Consider the following 15,994-nt stretch of genomic DNA (forward strand, 5'->3'; position numbering starts at 1 on the left):
GGGCGGTGGTGTTCCGGCCGGGGCCGGCGGCGTCAGACGCGGCCGGTGATCAGGCCGAGGTCGCCGTCGAAGCGGCGGTAGAGCACCCGGCCGCGGCCGCTGTCCGGGTGCGCGAAGAACAGGAACGGCAGCTCCGCGCCCACCAGCCGGTCGACGGCCTGGGCCTCGGTCAGCCGGGGCGCGCCGTGCGGGCTGAGCGTGATCGGCGAGGTCCGGCGGCCGGCCGGACCGGCGGGGACGGTACGGGCGAGGCGGTAGCCGGTCGGCCCGACCCGGTAGACCACGGCGTCGGTCTCGGTCGCGGGATCGGTGAACAGGTGGATGTCGTAGTCCATCGCGTCCATGGTCCTGGCGGCGGCCTCCGGCGAACACCACACCAACGAGGGCTCCTTGTGCCGGACGACCCGCACCTCGCGGACGGCCTCGCCGACCTCGCCGGTCGTGCCGGCGGGCGCCGCCGGGCGGTGGGCCGGCCAGGGGCGCGGCGCCCAGGCGCCGGTGACGGCCCTGATCCTGCCGCGCAGCGCGTCGGTCACCCGGTCGAGGGAGTCGCCCAGCCCGGCCGCGGCCGCCTGGACGCGGATCCGCCGGCCGTCCACCTCGGCGTTCACCTGCGCCAGCACGCCCCCGGCCACGGCCGCGAGCCGAATCCGCAGGGCTTCCACCAGCGTCCCCACCCCCGGAGCCGCCGCCGCAGCGGCCACCCGGGTCCGTGCCTCGGCGAGGACCTCGCCGGGCAGCCCCTCGAACGCCCTCACCGTGACCAACTCGCCCATCACCAGGCCCTTCCACTCCCAGTCGGCGCATACCGGCGACCAGGATCCCCGCCGCCCGGCCGCGTGGACAGGGCCCAACGACCCCACCGCGCAGGGCCGGGCGGGCCGTGGGCGGGAGGTGTCCGGTGCGGTCGGCCGCCCACCGGGCCGGAACCGCGCGGGGGCGGAGCCGGCCGCTCAGTACAGCTGGGTGCGCAGCCAGCCCTTGACCTCCGGGGTGACCGGGTCGGTGATGTCGCCGAACTCCTCGTGCTTCGGCAGGAACTTGGCGACGTACGGGCAGATCGGCACGATCCGCTTGCCGCTCGCGCGCACGTCCGTCAGGGCCTCCCGCACCAGGCGCGAGGCGAGGCCCTGACCGGCGAAGGCCTCGTCGACCTCGGTGTGGAAGAAGACCCGCTGCGCGTCGTGGTCCCGGTACTCGGTGAAGCCGGCGAGCTTGCCGTCGACGAGGATCTCGTACCGGTTCCGGTCGTCCGCGCGCTCGACGACGACGTTGCTGGGAGTGGTCACGGGGTGGCCCTTTCTGGCGGGGGGCGTGCCGCCGGAAGAGGCTCCCCGCGGCATCGGTCAGCGGGAATCCTGCCAGGTCAACGAGCCCTCGGCTATCCCGAGCGGGTACTGTTCGCCGCGCTCCGGCCGGTCTGCGGGCCTGCCGCGGGCCGGCGGCGACCACCCGCCCGTCGTGCCGGCCGTCCTCTCACCGGTCCGGGTGCCGCCCCCGCTCCCCGCCACGACGCGGCTGATCGCCCGCCGCCGAGGGCCCACCCGCCGAGCGGCGGGGCCCGCCACGGTCGCGCAGCTCGCCGAGCACCGCCCAGGCGACCGACACCACCGGCACCGCCACCACCGCGCCCAGGACCCCCGCCAGCACGGCGCCGCCGGCCACCGACACGGCGATGACCACCGGGTGGATGCGCACCGACCAGCTGAGCACCAGCGGATGCAGCAGGTGGCCCTCGATCTGGCCGATGACCACGATCAGCGCGAGCACCAGCAGGGCGATCACCGGGCCGCGGGCGGCGAGCGCGACGACCGCGGCGACGGCCAGCGCGATCGGGGAACCGATCAGCGGGACGAGGGTCGCCGCGAACTCCAGCACCATCAGCGGCATCACCAGCGGCACCCGCAGGACGGCCAGCGCGATGCCCACCAGCACCGCGTTGGAGGCCGCCACGATCAGCACGCCCCGGGTGTAGCCCGCGAAGGTGCGCCAGGCGGCACGACCGGCGCCGTCCCAGACCGAGCGGCCGCGGGCCGGCAGCTGCTGCTGCGCCCAGGCCCACATCCGCTCGCCGGAGTGCAGGAAGAACACCGAGCAGAACACCGCGAGCGCCAGCCCGGTGACCAGCTCGACGACCCGGCTGGCGCCGCTGAGCGCGGTGCTGACCAGGGCGGAGCGGTGGGCGGCGACGAACTCGCCGATCTTGGCCCGCAGACCGGTGACCGTCCCGGGCCGCAGGTGGAAGGGGGGCCGGGTGAGCCAGTGGTCGATCCGGGTGAGACCGCCGCGCAGTTCGTTGTCCAGACGGCTCCACTCGGCGGCGACGGTGGTGCCGACCAGGGCGAGGACCCCGCCGACGACGGCGATGGCGCACAGGAGGGTGATCAGGACGGCGAGCGGGCGGGGCATCGTCCGGGCCAGCAGGTCGACCGGCGGCCGTAGGACGGAGGTGATGACCAGCGCCACGAACACGGCGACGACGGGCAGTTCGAGCCGGGTCAGGACCTGGACGACCAGGAAGGCGGCGAGCCCCAGCAGGGCCAGCCGCCAGGTGTACCCGGCGGCCGTCCGCAGCCCGGGGGAGACGCGGTCCCCGGACGGCTGTCCCAGGCCCGGCGCCGCCGCACGGGCCCGGTGGGGCGGCACCCGGGGGCGGCGGACGCCCAGCGGTGCGGGCCGCCGGCCGGTGCCGTTCACTCCCACGGGCGGGCTCCTCTGGCTCGGCCGGTGCGGTGTCGTCTCACGCCACGCCCGTACTCGGCGGCTCTCGGCCCGGGGCTCCGGTGCACCCGGCGGGTCCCGTCCCGGCGGTCCCGACCGTGTGTAACCGTGACGGGGCCGGGCATACGCGAGAGCGGAACCTCCGCGGCGCGCCTGCCGGTGGCAGCTCGTCCGTGTACAAGCGGTCGGGTCGGGTGGAGAATCGATGGCACAGGGTGGGAGAGAAGGAGGCGGTGATGGAAAGCCTCGCCCGCCGTTGTGCGGTGACACTCCCCGGCGCGATCGGTGGACACGCTCCGCTGTGCGTCGTCGTCGTGCACGAGACGCAGAACGTGGGACCGGACGGGGGCTTCGTCTGGGAGAGCGCGGACGGCGGCCTCCGGGTGGAGATCACCGGAGAGGTGGCCACCGTCCTGGCAGCTCCCGGCGTCGGCAGCCGGCACCCGTGCCTGATGGCGGTGCCGCTGCCCTGAGGCATCGGAACGATCGGATCGACGAGACGAACGGACGAAGGAAACCCCGGGGAGGGCAAGCGGAGAGCAGCGGCGGACACATCGCACCGGACGGTCACCGGGCGCTGGCGGCCAAGGCCTCGCGCACGGTGACCAGGCAGGGGTCGCAGTACCGGTCCGGCCCGGCCGCACCGGTACCGTCCGCTGCCGGGACGACGCGCTGGGAGGGTTCGAGGAAGCGCCCGCACAACGACGAGGACGCGTCGTCCTTCGCCACCACGTGCCACACCACGGCGGGCGGGGACACCGCCGGGTCGTGCTCGGCCCACATCTCGTACACGGCGTTACCTCCGGATCGCTGGGGGCTCGGGTGAGTCCATGCAAACCCGGGGTCTGCCGAACGGCCACCGGGCCAGACCCGGTGGGATGGTTGTGGCCCGGAAGCGGTTGTCCGAGGTCCGGCGCGGTGCGCCGGCCCACGGACCCACGGGAACCCCCGGGCCGGCTCATGAACTCCGCCCGGCCCGGTCCCGGCCCTGCCCCCGCGCTCCCGTCGGTCCCCCTCCGGTCCGGCGGGTTCGGCCGCTGTTCAGCGGAGCGTGGCCCGCCCGATGATCTCCGCCCGATCCCGGTACGTACCGTCGGGGCCCACACCACTTCCGGGAGCGAACATGCACGACAACCAGGCGACCGAGCACGAGTGCGGCTGCCCGCGGACCGCCGACCTGGACGGGGAGGGGCCGGCCGCGGCCGGCCTGCGCCGGTTCCTGCGCGGGGCCGGTCTGCTGGGCGCCGGGGTCGGCACCGCCGGGCTCGGGCTGCTCGGGGCGGTGCCCGCGCAGGCGGCCGGGGCGGAGGCCGACGACGGGCCCGGCGGGGCGGCGAAGAAGCCGAAGAAGGGCAAGGGCCACGGGCGTTGGCAGCCGGACCCGGACGCCCGGCAGTTCACCGTCGTCGTCATGCCGGACACCCAGTACCTGTTCGACCAGGACCGGATCCACCCGGCGCCGCTGGAGGCGTCGATCCGCTACGTGCTGGACGGCGGGGTCAACCGGGAGGACGGTACGGACGACAACATCGTCTTCCTGGCCCACCTCGGCGACGTCACCGAGAACGGACTGGCCGTCGAGTACGCCGCCGTCACCAAGGTGTTCGGCCTGCTGGACGACGCCGGCGCGGCCTACGGCGTGCTCGCCGGCAACCACGACGTCCGCTCCTCGACCGACGACCAGCGCGGCAGCACCCCGTACCTGGAGACCTTCGGCAAGGCCCGGGCCGCCCGCACCTCCGGGTACCGCGGCTCCAGCCCGGACGGCTACAACACCTGCCACGTGTTCCGCGCGGGCGGCCGCGACTGGATGGTGCTCTCGCTGGACTGGCGGCTCTCCGACGCGGGCTTCGCCTGGGCGAACGGGGTGATCGCGGCCAACCCCGAGCTCCCGGTGATCCTGACCACCCACGACCTGGCGCACGCCGACGACAGCGGCCGCGCCGAGCTGTCCGACTACGGCAAGCGGCTCTGGGAGCGGCTGATCAGCGGCAACGACCAGGTCTTCCTGACCGTCAACGGGCACTACTGGCCGCCCGGGCGCACCGTGCTGAAGAACAAGGCCGGCCACGACGTGCACGTCCACATCACCAACTACCAGGACCGCTACTACGGCGGCGCGGCGATGATCCGGGCGTACCGCTTCGACCTCGACCGGAACACCGTCGACGTGTCGACCTTCTCGCCGTGGATCCAGCAGACCGCCGCCGAGGAGCGCAACAAGCTGGCGGCCCAGGAGGCCGAACTGACCTCGGACGTCGACCGCTTCTCGCTCGCGATCGACTTCGACCGCCGTTTCGCCGGCTTCGCGCCCCGCCCGCAGCGCCCGGCGCGCCGGGCGAGCGAGCTGCTGGTGCGCGACACGGTGGCCTACTGGCGCTTCGACAACGGGGGCGGGGACGGGACGGCCGTCTCCCCGCGGCAGGTCGTCAAGGACCTGACCGGGCAGGGCAACGACCTGCTCTGGCAGAGCGCCCCGGGCACGCCGGACGGTGCCCTCAGCTGGTCCGCCGAGCACCACCCGGACCAGCCGGGCCACGGCAGCCTGCTGTTCCGGGGCACCCGGGCGCCGGTCCGCGGCGGTTACCTCCAGACCGTGCCCACCGCTCCGGTGAACCGGGAGACCTTCGAACGCGGTTTCACCGTCGAGGCCTTCTTCAAGCTGCCGGCCGACTGGGACTCCGCGCGCAGCCGCTGGTCCGCCCTGCTCAGCCGGTGGGGGACGAGCGCCGAGGCGGGCCGGAGCGGGCCCGGGACGGACGCGGACGAGCCGGTCGTCACGCTCAGCGTCTCCGAGGCACCGGCCCTCCAGTGGTGCGTCTACCCGCTCAACCAGACCGGGGCGTCCACCTGTTGGGGGCACCAGCTGCCGCTGGACCGGTGGTGGCACGTCGCGGTGGTCAACGACGGCAAGCTCAGCCGGATGTACGTGGAGGGCTGCGAGGTGGCCCGCAACCCGGCGACGCCCGCGGTCGGGCTGACCACACTGGGGCGGCCCTGGATGCTGGGCGGCTACGCGTACGCCGGGGTGCTGGACAAGGTCTTCCACGGGTACGTCGGGGACGTCCGGATCGCGCGGCGGGCGCTGCGGGTGGGCGAGTTCATGACGGCCTGACGTCCCGCCGGGGAAGCGGGGGCACCGCCGGGCCCGGGTGCGGGCCCGGCGGCGCCGTCAGCCGAGCAGGGTGGCCTCGACGCCGGCGAGCACCGCCGCCAGGCCCTGTTCGAAGCCCTCGTCGAAGTCCTGGAACATCACCCGGCCCGACTCGGCGGCCAGCGGGTGGGCGGCCAGGCGCTCGGCGCGGGAGTCCACGTCGTAGCCCTCCTCGCCGTCGAAGGGGTTGGGGCCCATCGCCTGCTCCTCGATGACGTAGCCGATGGTGTAGCTGTAGGCGGTCTGCCAGGCGCGGGCGGCGCGCGCCGGGGTGAAGCCGGCCTCGACCAGCACGCGCAGCGAGGCGTCCAGGCCGGCCGCGTAGCTCGTGTCGGTGAACCGGGCGCCGCTGTAGACCTTCGCGCCGTCGCGGTAGCGCAGCAGTTCGGCGCGCAGGGCGCGCATGGTCGTCAGGTACGTCTCCCGCCAGTCGCCCTCCGGGTGGTCCGTTCCCGCCCGGCCGGTCATGCGGCGCATCATCTCGGTCGCCATCTCGTCCAGCAGCGCCTGCTTGTCCTTGACGTGCCAGTACAGCGCGGGTGCCTTGACGTCGAGCCGGGCGGCGATGGCGCGCAGGGTCAGGCCGTCCAGGCCGGCCTCGTTCAGCAGGTCCAGCGCGGCGTCGACGACCTGGCCGCGGTCGAGCTTGGGGGTTCTCGGGGTCACGGTTGACAGTTTAACGCCGTTAAGTGCAGGCTGTCGGCGACGGCTGTTTAACAACGTTAAGGAGACTTGCCGTGACTTCTCCCCGCCCGCACACGGACGTCCTGGTCATCGGCGCCGGGCCCACCGGGCTCGCCCTGGCGCTGGACCTCGCCCGGCACGGTGTCGCCGCGCTGGTGGTCGAACGCGGCACGGAACTCTTCCCCGGCTCGCGCGGCAAGGGCCTCCAGCCGCGCACGCTGGAGGTGCTCGACGACCTCGGCGTGCTCGACCGGGTCCTCGCGGAGGCGGGACACTACCCGCCCACCCTGTTCTGGCAGGACGGCGAACCGCGGGGCGAGGGCCGGATGTTCGACCCGACCGAGCCCACCGAGGCCGAGCCCTACACCGAGGCGCTGATGCTGCCCCAGTGGCGCACCCAGCAGGTGCTGTACGGGCGGCTCCGCGAACTCGGCGGCGAGGTCGCGTTCGGGCGCGAGCTGGTCGGCCTGGCGCAGGACGAGGACGGCGTGACGGCCGAGTTCGCCACCGGCGGCCCGGTCCGGGCGCGCCACCTCGTCGCGGCGGACGGCGGGCGCTCGACGGTGCGGCGGCTGCTCGGCATCGGGATGACCGGCGAAACCCTCGACCCGGACCCGGTACTGGTCGCCGACGTCCGGATCGACGGGCTGGGCCGCGACCACTGGCACGTGTTCCAGCCCGAGGAGGGGCTGATGGGGATCTGTCCGATCGCCGGCACCGAGGACTTCCAGCTGGTCGCGCGGTTCCCCGGGGGGACGGCCGCCGACCTCACGCTCGACGCCCTGCGCGAGGTGGTCGCGGCCCGCTCCCACCTGACCGCCGAGCAGCTCACCGAACTGCGCTGGATCTCCGAGTTCCGCCCGCGCGCCGCGCTCGCCGACCACTTCCGGGCAGGCCGGGTGTTCCTGGCCGGCGACGCCGCGCACGTCCACTCGCCGGCCGGCGGGCAGGGGCTGAACACCAGCGTCCAGGACGCCTACAACCTGGGCTGGAAGCTGGCCGCCGTCCTGGCCGGGCGGGCCGAGCCGGGCCTGCTGGACAGCTACGAGCAGGAGCGCCGCGCCAACGCGGCCGCGATGCTGGAGCTGTCCAGCCGGGTCCACCGCGGCGAGCAGCGCCGTGGCCGGCAGACCCGGCAACTCGGCCTCGGCTACCGGGAGTCCGCACTCGCCGTGGAGACCCGCCCGGACCTCCCGGCGGACGCGCTGCGGGCCGGCGACCGCGCCCCGGACGGCCGCCGGGGCGGCATCCGGCTGTTCGACGCCTTCCGCGGCCCGCACTGGACGCTGCTCACCGTCGGCACCGACGCTCGACTGCCCGACGTCGCCGTGCCGGTGGTCCGCATCCCGGCCTACGAGGCGTACAGCACGGGCGTGTTCCTCGTCCGGCCGGACGGCTACCTCGGCTGGGCCGGTGCGACGGCCGACGGCCTCGCGGACTACGCGGAGCGGTTCGGGCTGCTCGCTTCGTAGGCCGTGTCTCATCATTCCCGCCGGGCGCGCGGCGCCGCGCGCTGATCCGACGCGAATGATGAGACACGGCCCAGCCGCAGGGCGGGCCGGGTGCGGAGCCGGTCGGTCGGGCGGCCCCGAGGTCGGCACGCGCGGGGCGGCGGGGCGTGTACGGCCGGTCGTGCTCCGGTTCGGACGGGTGTGCCGGGTGTGGCGCGTTCGCAGCAGCATCACTCCGGGTACTTGATCGGCTGCACGGAGTTGACGACGAGGGGGTGGGGTCAGGGAGTCGCGATGACGGAACACGAGCAGCTCGGCGCGCCTGCCGACCCGGACGGACGTCCCACCCGGGTGCCGCCGCAGGGACACCTGCCGCAGGGACACCCGCCCCAGAGCCTCCCGTCGGCAGGTCCTCCGCCGGCGGGCCCGCCGCCCGCGAGCCCCGGGCCGGGCGCCCGCCGAGAGCCGGAGGGCGACGGCGCCGCGGCCCCCTGGCCCGACGCGATGCTGTCCCTGCTGCGCACCCCGACGGCGGACCGGCAGCCGGAACCGGAGGGGGCCGGCGCGGACCCTCCGGCCGACGCCGAGCCGGCCCGGGTGCTGGATCTCGCGCTGCTGGTCGGCGAACTGCTACTGGCCAGCGGTGAGGCGGCGGAGGACGTCGAAGCCGCCATGCTCGCCGTCGCGCGTGCCTACCGGGTCCACCCCTGCGACCCCCAGGTCACCTTCACCCGGGTGGCGATCTCCCACCAGCCCGGCCCGTCGGAGCCCTCGCTGTCGGTCGGGTGCTCGGTCCGCCGTCCGGCCGTCGACTACGCGCGGCTGGCCGCGGTGTTCCGGCTGGTCACCGAGATGACGGTCGGCGCGATGGCCGTCCCCGAGGCCCACGCCCGCCTGGTGGCCGAGCGCCGGCACGGCCGCCGCTACTCCGGCCGGCTGCTCGGGATCAGCTTCGGCGGGATGGCCGGGGCCGCGACGCTGCTGATCGGCGGCCGGGCCGATGCCCGGGCCTGGCTGGTGTTCGCCAGCGCCGTCGTCGCCGCGCTGACGGGCGAGCGGCTCTCGGCACTGGTGGCGCGCCACGACCTGCCCGCGTTCTACCAGTTCGTGGTGGCGGCGGTACCGGCCGCCGTGATCGGCATCCTGCTCTCGTTCAACGGGCTGCACCTGCGCGGATCGGTGGTGATCACCGGAGGGCTGTACGCGCTGCTGCCGGGGTGGCCGATGGTCGCGGCGGCCCAGGACGGACTGGCCGGGTTCTACCTCACCGCCGCCGCCCGGCTGCTCGAAGCGCTCTACCTGATGGCCGCCGTGGTGATCGGGGTGATGACGGTGCTCTACGTGGGCGTCAACAACGGCGCGGACCTCGCGGCCCAGGCGGCCCCGCACGGGGCGGTGAACCCGCCGCTGCAACTCGCCGCCGCCGTCCTGCTCACACTGGCCTTCGCGGTGCTGCTGAACACCGAGCCGGCGACCCTGCCCGCCGTCATGCTGAACAGCGCGGCCGGCTGGACCACCTACGGGGTGCTGGTGAACGCGGGCGGCGAGCCGATCCTGGCCACCGGTCTGGCCGCCGGGCTGGTGGGCCTGTCCGGCCAGCTCATGGCGCGCTGCCGGGGGAGTTCGGCGCTGCCGCACATCACCGCCGCGCTGGGGCCGCTGCTGCCCGGCTCGGTGCTCTACTTCGGGCTGCTCGCCTTCGTCCGGGGCGAGCCCGAGGTCGGGCTGAGCGGTGTCAGCCGGGCCGGCGCGATGGCGATGGCGCTCGCCATCGGCGTCAACCTGGGCCGCGAGCTGGCCCGTCTCTTCCTGCCCGCGCCCCGGGTGGCCCCGCCGCGCCGCCGCCGGGGCGGCCGCCACCGCCGGTGAGCGGAAGCGGGCGGCCGGCCGGTTCGCCCAGGCGGTACGCGCGGGGTGGTGGAGACGGGCCGGGCGGGACCGGCCCGCTCTCCCGGGGCCGGCTCCGGCCGGAGGGGAGATTCCGGTGCGGTCCTACCGGCAGCCACCACGTCAACTGGACCGCGCGCACCGTCGAACCGCGCGCACCGTCGAACCGCTCGGACCGTCGAACCGCGCGCACCGCCGGACCACGTGGCCGTACCGAGCCGTCGCCCCCCGTTCAGCGCCGCGCGCCACGGTTCAGGGGCGGTCCTCGTGCAGTCCGCAGAGCCACGCCAGTGCCCGGTGGACGCCCAGGAGGTACCGGTGGTCGGACCCCTGGGCGCGCGCCCGGTGGAGGCCCACGGCGGCGGCCTGGCACTCGGCCAGCAACTGCGCGTGGCACGGCCCGGTGGTGGCCATGGCCATGGCCGCGGCGGTGACCGGGGCCGCGACCTGGGCGCCGGCCGCCCACCGGTAGGCGCCGAGCACGCCGTGCTCGAACCCGGTCCAGGGCCGGGGGCGCCGGTTGACCTTGTCGAGCGCGGCGAACACCTCGTCCAGCGGGCGTACGCCCACGGCCGGGACCGTCTCGTCACTGCTCATGTGCGCAACCTACGTCCGCTCGCCGCCGCCCGCCCCCGGGAGGACGGGCGGGTGCGGGGCCGGCGCCCCGCGTCACCCGGACGGCCGAGGCCGCCGGTCGGGCCGCCGGCACCGGGCCCGACCGGGGCGCCGGCCGGGGCCGGGTAGGCTGACCAGGTCGTGTCCGGCCGGAGAGGTGGCCGGGCCGGAGGAACGGTGCGGGCCGGCGGCCCGCCGGTGGAGACCCCTGATGACTCGTCGTTTTGACTGCTCGGACCCGTCCGAGCGCGCAGCCGGGCTGCGCGAGGCCGTGGCCGCGGTGCGCCGCGGTGAGCTGGTCGTCCTGCCCACGGACACCGTGTACGGGGTGGGCGCGGACGCCTTCGCGCCGGAGGCGGTGGACCGCTTGCTGCGTGCCAAGGGCCGGGGCCGCAACATGCCCTCGCCGGTGCTGGTCGGCTCGCCGGAGGCGCTGGACGGGCTGGTCGAGGTGACGGAGCGCGCCCGGGACCTGGTCAAGGCGTTCTGGCCGGGCGGGCTGACCGTCGTCGCCCGCCACCTGGCGTCGGTCGAGCTGGACCTCGGCGACACCAACGGTACGGTCGCGGTGCGGATGCCCGCGCACCCGGTCGCCATCGAACTGCTCGAAGCCACCGGGCCGTTGGCCGTCTCCAGCGCGAACCTGACCGGGCACGAGTCGCCGCAGGACTGCGACGCGGCCCAGGGCATGCTGGGCGACTCGGTGGAGGTCTACCTCGACGGGGGCCCGACCGCGGCCGCCGTGCCCTCCTCGATCGTGGACATCACCGGCGAGGTTCCGGTCCTGCTGCGGGCGGGTGCCATCGGCATCGAGCGCCTGCGCGAGGTGGTCCCCGGCCTGCGCGAGCGCTGAGCCCGGCGTCCCGGACGGGGGTGTCTCCGAGCGGCGGTGCCACCCGGTCGACAGCACCGCGTGGCACCCCGGCGGTCCGGCCGGCCGTCGTTAGGGTCGGCGATGGCGTGCGAGGGCGGGCCCTCCGCCGAGCCGGGGAGGGGATCGGCGCCGCGACCGGGAGTCTCGATGATGTCGTTCCTGATCGCGGTGCCCACCGGGGTGAAGTTCTTCAACTGGATCGGCACCATGGGGAACGGCTCGCTGTCCTTCGAGACGCCGATGCTCTGGTCGGTCGGCTTCCTGGTGACCTTCCTGTTCGGCGGGCTGAGCGGGGCGCTGCTGACCAGGTCGCGGTGGAACCAGGAGCCGGCCGCGGCGCGCACCCGCTGGTGGCGCGGTGCCCCCTTGGGCGCGGTGACCGGCTCCGCGACGGCGCGCGCCAGCAGCACGTACCGCTAGGCCGCGGGCACCGGGCGGTGGTGGCCGGAGAAGCCGCCGTCGGGGGACCGGTCGATCCGGCCGGTCTCGTCGCCGTCCAGCGGCCGGGAGCGGTCCCGGTCCTGCAGGGCCAGGCAGAGCCACCGGGTGAGCACGAAGACCGCCGGCGGCCGCACGATCAGCGCCGCCCGCAGGACCACGGTGAGCGCGTTGACGGAGACGCCGAACCCGTACGCGATCACGTCGTTGCCGCCGGCGATCAGCAGGACCGCGTAGACGGTGATTCCGGCGGTGCCCAGCGCGGTGCGGGCGCCCGACGCCGCGTCCCCAACCTCACGGGTCAGTACACCTAGCCGAGCCGGGACACCCGCCGCAAGGACGACCCCCGACAATCACGGGGCGCATCTTCCGTGCTGCCGTGGCAACGGCCCGGGCCACCGGCGCGGATAGGCTCCGGGACGACCGACATCTTGATCACGATCTCCGGATCGGAGAGGCACCACCGCGTGAGCATCCAGCAGATCACCCCCAAGCAGCGGGGCTACCTGATCGTCAACTCCCACCCGAGCGGGAGCGAGGCCACGGTCGCCCGCCAGTGGCAGCGCATCGAGCCCGCCGCCGCGGCCGGCCGGGCGCCGGTCGTCCTGGTCCTCGGGGCCAGCGCCGGATACGGTCAGGCGCTCCTGCTCGCCGGGCTGCGCCGCCACGGCATCCGGGGCGTCGGCGTCGCCTACGAGACGCCCGCCTCGGAGCGGCGCACCGCCACCGCCGGCTGGTACCGCACCGCCGCGGTCTCCGCCCTGGTCGAGCGGGGCGGGGGCGACGTCACCTTCGTCAACGCCGACGCCTACGCGGACGCCACCCGTGAGGAGGTGCTCAAGCTCCTCGCCGAGCGCTACGGCAAGGTCGACCACCTCGTCTACTCACTCGCCTCGCCCCGGCGCACCGACCCGGCGACCGGGGAGGTCCACCACTCGGTGATCAAGCCGCTCGGCTCGGCCTACACCTCGCCGTCCCTGCTCTTCGAGGACGGGGCGCCGCGGATCGGCAGCGTCGACCTCGCCCCGGCCGACGAGGCCGAGCGGGCGGCGACGGTCAAGGTGATGGGCGGCGAGGACTGGGAGCTGTGGGTGCGGGCGCTGGCCGGAGCCGACCTGCTCGGTCCCGGCTTCACCACCGTGGCCCTGTCCTACGTCGGCTCCGAGATCACCGCGCCGGTCTACCGGCAGGGCACGATCGGTGCCGCCAAGGAACACCTGGAGGCCACCGCCCGCCGGCTCCAGGACGGACCGCTGGCCGACCGCGGCCGGGCGTTCACCGTCGTCGCGGGCGCGGCCGTCACCCAGGCGTCCACCGCCATCCCGTCCATCGCCCTCTACACCTCGCTGCTGCGCGAGGTCCTCGGCGAGGACGGCTGGCACACCACCGACGACCAGGCCGTGGAGCTCTGGGAGCAGCTGACCGGCGCGAAGCCGCTGACCCTCGACGAGCAGGGCCGGATCCGCCTGGACGGCTGGGAGCTCGATCCCGCCGTGCAGGAGCGGGTGCGCGGGCTGTGGGCCGACCCGGCGGCCGCGCTGGCCGCCGACCCGGCCGGAGCCGCCTGGTTCTACGACCAGTTCCGGCAGCTCTACGGCTGGGACGTCCCCGGCGTCGACTACACCACCGGGGTGGAGACGTCGGTGCCCTGGCCCGCGTGACCCGACGGCGCCTTCACGCCGGCCCCGATGCGGGACGGGCGCTGCCGGGACCGGAGGGGGCCGGTGGCGGCGGGTCAGCCGGGCTCCTCCAGGAGCAGTTCCAGGACGGGCAGGGCCGCCTCCAGCGCGCGGCACTGTTCCGGGGTGAGCCGGGTGCCCCGGCCGGCCGGCAGGGCGGTGCGTTCGCGGCGGATCCGGGTGAGGGTCTCCAGGCCGAGCGGGGTGGGGGCGAGCAGCTGGGAGCGGCCGTCCCGCGGGTCCGGGGTCCTGGCGACCAGGCCGTCGGCGACCAGCGGGGTGACGGTGCGGACCATGGACGGCACCGCCACGCCCTCGTGGGCGGCGAGCTCGCCGAGCCGCAGCGGCCCGTGTTGCTTCACCCGGGCCAGGGCGGAGAGCCGGGCGGCGGTGAGGTCCTGGTCGCCGGAGGCGCGCACCAGCTGGCGGTGGAGCCGGCCGATCGCCAGGCGGAGCCGGACCACGGCCTCGGCGGAGAGTCCGTCGCCGTCCGCGCTTCGGTCGCCGTCCGCGCTCACGGCCCGGACTCCTTCGGCGGCGGGACGGGTGGGACAGGCGGGACGGCCGGGGCAGTGGCGGCCGGTGGGTCGTCGCCGTCCACGGTGGCGGGCCGGGGCCGGGCGCGGATCAGCGAGGCGGCCGCGGCGACCAGTGACATCGCGATCGCCAGCCAGAACACCACCACCAGCCCGTCGTGGAAGGGCCCGGAGATCAGCTGCGGGAAGAACTCCCGGCCGGTCAGTGTCCGGACGTTCTCCGGTGGCAGCCGGCCGAGCACGTGCGGGCCCAGGAGCTGCTGGACCGGGTTGTAGCCGAGGAAGGCGGCGAACAGCGTGCCGACCGGCGGCAGCGAGGCGATGGTGCGGGCGTCGGCGGCGGGGACGCCCTGGGCGGTCAGCCCGGCGGTGAGGGTGTGCGGCAGCGAACCGGCCAGGCCGGCCACCATCAGAGAGAAGAAGACGCCGATCGACAGCACCATGCCGGCGTTCTGGAAGGTGGCCCGCATGCCGGAGGCGGCGCCGCGGGCCGCGGCCGGCACGCTCGACATGATCAGCGAGGTGTTGGGCGCGGCGAACAGGCCGCCGCCGAGGCCGTTGAGGAAGACCAGCAGGGCGAACCACGGGTAGCCGAAGTCGGTGGGCAGCAGGAGCAGCCCGGCGAAGGAGAGCGCCATCACCACCAGCCCGCCGGCGGCGAAGAGCCGGGCCCCGGCGCGGTCCGAGAGGTACCCGGAGACCGGTCCGGCGGCCAGGAAGCCGACGGTCAGCGGGACGAGGTAGATGCCCGCCCAGAGCGGGGTGTCGGCGTAGTCGTAGCCGTGCAGCGGCAGCCAGATGCCCTGGAGCCAGATGATCAGCATGAACTGGAGTCCGCCGCGGGCGATCGAACCCAGCAGCGTGGCGGCGTTGCCGCCGGCGAAGACCGGGTCGCGGAAGAGCGAGAGCGGGAACATCGGCTCGGGCGTCCGGCGCTCGACCAGGCAGAAGACGGCCAGCAGCGCCACTCCGCCGAACAGCCCGGCCAGCACCCAGGGGTTGGTCCAGCCCATGGTGTGGCCGCCGTACGGCTGGATGCCGTAGGTGATCGCGGCGAGCAGGGCGGTCAGGCCGACGCCGAAGGTGATGTTGCCCCACCAGTCGAGCCGGGCGGGCCCGCGGACCCCGGTCTCGCGCAGCGAGCGGTAGGCCCAGACGGTGCCCAGGACGCCGATCGGCACGTTGACCCAGAAGATCGACCGCCAGTTCCACTCGGCCAGGAGCCCGCCGAGGACCAGGCCGATGAAGGCCCCGGCGATGCCCGCGACGATGTTGACGCCGAGGGCCGTGCCGCGCTGGCGGGCCGGGAAGGCGTCGGTGATGATCGCCGCGGAGTTGGCCATCAGCATCGAGCCGCCGACCGCCTGGACCACCCGCCAGCCGATCAGCCACAGTGCCCCCGGCCCGCCGCGCAGCGGGTCGAGGGAGAGGGCCACCGAGGTGAGGGTGAAGATCAGGAATCCGGCGTTGTAGATCCGCACCCGGCCGTGGATGTCGCCCAGCCTGCCGAGGGTGACCACCAGGACGGCGGTGACCAGCATGTAGCCCATCAGCATCCACAGCAGGTAGCCGACGTTGCCGGGCCGGAGCGGGTCCAGGCCGATGCCGTTGAAGATCGCGGGCAGTGAGATCAGGACGATCGAGGCGTTGACGGTGGCGATCAAGGTGCCCAGCGTGGTGTTGGACAGGGCCACCCACTTGTACCGGGGGTGGTCCGGTTCCACACCGGTACGGGCCGGGCGCAGCCGCCCGGTCCTGCCGTCGTCGGAGAGTCGTGTGGCCACCGCTGCCTCCTGCCGGCCGGGCCGGAGGCGGCCGGCGGATCGGGCTGGGGATTTCGATAGCTTCCGCCAACTGACGATAGTCGGACGGTGGTTCGAGCGGTAGCGGAGGGCGCGGGCGGGGGCGGCGGCCCGTGGCCCCCGGACGGCCGGCGACGTCGCGCACGGGGAGTG

Annotated in this window: 15 protein-coding genes and 1 pseudogene; 7 read left to right on the forward strand and 9 right to left on the reverse strand. The window is 75.0% G+C overall.

Going from position 1 to position 15,994, the window contains the following annotated elements; genetic code table 11:
* Positions 1-32 precede the first annotated feature (32 nt).
* The 3 genes from ACFRMQ_RS24235 to ACFRMQ_RS24245 form a co-directional block, all read right to left on the reverse strand.
* Entirely contained in the window at positions 33-776 is a 744-nt protein-coding gene (locus tag ACFRMQ_RS24235; RefSeq protein ID WP_380732695.1) for a sigma 54 modulation/S30EA ribosomal C-terminal domain-containing protein, read from the reverse strand.
* Positions 777-953: 177 nt separating this feature from the next.
* Positions 954-1,343: a GNAT family N-acetyltransferase gene (locus ACFRMQ_RS24240; protein ID WP_380732696.1), complete on the reverse strand. Its 390-nt coding sequence runs from the start codon at positions 1,341-1,343 to the stop codon at positions 954-956.
* A gap of 133 nt (positions 1,344-1,476) precedes the next feature.
* On the reverse strand, positions 1,477-2,697 hold the full coding sequence (locus ACFRMQ_RS24245) for an AI-2E family transporter (protein WP_380732708.1): 1,221 nt from the start codon (positions 2,695-2,697) through the stop codon (positions 1,477-1,479).
* Positions 2,698-2,957: 260 nt separating this feature from the next.
* Between ACFRMQ_RS24245 and ACFRMQ_RS24250 the strand changes: the two genes are divergently transcribed.
* Positions 2,958-3,194: a DUF6296 family protein gene (locus tag ACFRMQ_RS24250; RefSeq protein ID WP_380732697.1), complete on the forward strand. Its 237-nt coding sequence runs from the start codon at positions 2,958-2,960 to the stop codon at positions 3,192-3,194.
* A gap of 94 nt (positions 3,195-3,288) precedes the next feature.
* Here the strand turns inward: ACFRMQ_RS24250 and ACFRMQ_RS24255 are convergent, their stop codons facing one another.
* Positions 3,289-3,513, reverse strand: coding sequence for a hypothetical protein (locus ACFRMQ_RS24255; RefSeq protein WP_380732698.1), 225 nt, complete (start codon positions 3,511-3,513; stop codon positions 3,289-3,291).
* Positions 3,514-3,844: 331 nt separating this feature from the next.
* On the opposite strand from ACFRMQ_RS24255, the gene ACFRMQ_RS24260 reads away from it, so the two are divergent.
* On the forward strand, positions 3,845-5,836 hold the full coding sequence (locus ACFRMQ_RS24260; protein ID WP_380732699.1) for a LamG-like jellyroll fold domain-containing protein: 1,992 nt from the start codon (positions 3,845-3,847) through the stop codon (positions 5,834-5,836).
* Positions 5,837-5,893: 57 nt separating this feature from the next.
* On the opposite strand, the gene ACFRMQ_RS24265 is transcribed toward ACFRMQ_RS24260, so the two are convergent.
* The gene (locus ACFRMQ_RS24265; RefSeq protein WP_380732700.1) at positions 5,894-6,541 is read right to left on the reverse strand and encodes a TetR/AcrR family transcriptional regulator C-terminal domain-containing protein; all 648 of its coding nucleotides are present in this window, start codon (positions 6,539-6,541) and stop codon (positions 5,894-5,896) included.
* A gap of 71 nt (positions 6,542-6,612) precedes the next feature.
* Here ACFRMQ_RS24265 and ACFRMQ_RS24270 point away from each other — a divergent pair, with 71 nt between their 5' ends.
* Together ACFRMQ_RS24270 and ACFRMQ_RS24275 are read left to right on the forward strand one after the other, a co-directional pair.
* Positions 6,613-8,031 carry an FAD-dependent monooxygenase gene (locus tag ACFRMQ_RS24270; RefSeq protein ID WP_380732701.1) on the forward strand — a complete coding sequence of 473 codons (1,419 nt, stop codon included), beginning with the start codon at positions 6,613-6,615 and terminating at the stop codon, positions 8,029-8,031.
* A 273-nt stretch (positions 8,032-8,304) separates the two neighbouring features.
* Positions 8,305-9,879, forward strand: a complete 1,575-nt coding sequence (locus tag ACFRMQ_RS24275) for a threonine/serine exporter ThrE family protein (protein WP_380732702.1) — start codon at positions 8,305-8,307, stop codon at positions 9,877-9,879.
* Positions 9,880-10,149: 270 nt separating this feature from the next.
* Here the strand turns inward: ACFRMQ_RS24275 and ACFRMQ_RS24280 are convergent, their stop codons facing one another.
* Positions 10,150-10,494 (reverse strand): hypothetical protein, encoded by a 345-nt coding sequence (locus tag ACFRMQ_RS24280; protein ID WP_380732703.1) that lies wholly within the window; start codon positions 10,492-10,494, stop codon positions 10,150-10,152.
* 229 nt (positions 10,495-10,723) lie between these two features.
* Here ACFRMQ_RS24280 and ACFRMQ_RS24285 point away from each other — a divergent pair, with 229 nt between their 5' ends.
* Positions 10,724-11,365, forward strand: a complete 642-nt coding sequence (locus tag ACFRMQ_RS24285) for an L-threonylcarbamoyladenylate synthase (protein WP_380732704.1) — start codon at positions 10,724-10,726, stop codon at positions 11,363-11,365.
* A gap of 162 nt (positions 11,366-11,527) precedes the next feature.
* Positions 11,528-11,689, forward strand: a pseudogene (locus tag ACFRMQ_RS24290) (cbb3-type cytochrome c oxidase subunit I); the annotation flags it as partial.
* A gap of 113 nt (positions 11,690-11,802) precedes the next feature.
* On the opposite strand, the gene ACFRMQ_RS24295 reads toward ACFRMQ_RS24290, so the two are convergent.
* Entirely contained in the window at positions 11,803-12,177 is a 375-nt protein-coding gene (locus tag ACFRMQ_RS24295; RefSeq protein WP_380732705.1) for a hypothetical protein, read from the reverse strand.
* Between the two features lie 114 nt (positions 12,178-12,291).
* On the opposite strand from ACFRMQ_RS24295, the gene ACFRMQ_RS24300 reads away from it, so the two are divergent.
* Entirely contained in the window at positions 12,292-13,485 is a 1,194-nt protein-coding gene (locus ACFRMQ_RS24300; protein WP_380732706.1) for an enoyl-[acyl-carrier-protein] reductase FabV, read from the forward strand.
* A gap of 74 nt (positions 13,486-13,559) precedes the next feature.
* Here ACFRMQ_RS24300 and ACFRMQ_RS24305 read toward each other — a convergent pair whose 3' ends face one another.
* A complete protein-coding gene (locus tag ACFRMQ_RS24305) occupies positions 13,560-14,021 on the reverse strand; it encodes a MarR family winged helix-turn-helix transcriptional regulator (RefSeq protein ID WP_380732707.1) in 462 nt (153 codons plus the stop codon).
* Complete coding sequence (locus ACFRMQ_RS24310; RefSeq protein ID WP_380732709.1) at positions 14,018-15,763, reverse strand: MFS transporter; 1,746 nt, start codon at positions 15,761-15,763, stop codon at positions 14,018-14,020. The genes ACFRMQ_RS24305 and ACFRMQ_RS24310 overlap by 4 nt, the downstream gene beginning before the upstream one ends.
* Positions 15,764-15,994: the final 231 nt, after the last annotated feature.

The sequence above is a fragment of the Kitasatospora sp. NPDC056783 genome (assembly GCF_042789895.1).
Lineage (GTDB): Bacteria > Actinomycetota > Actinomycetes > Streptomycetales > Streptomycetaceae > Kitasatospora.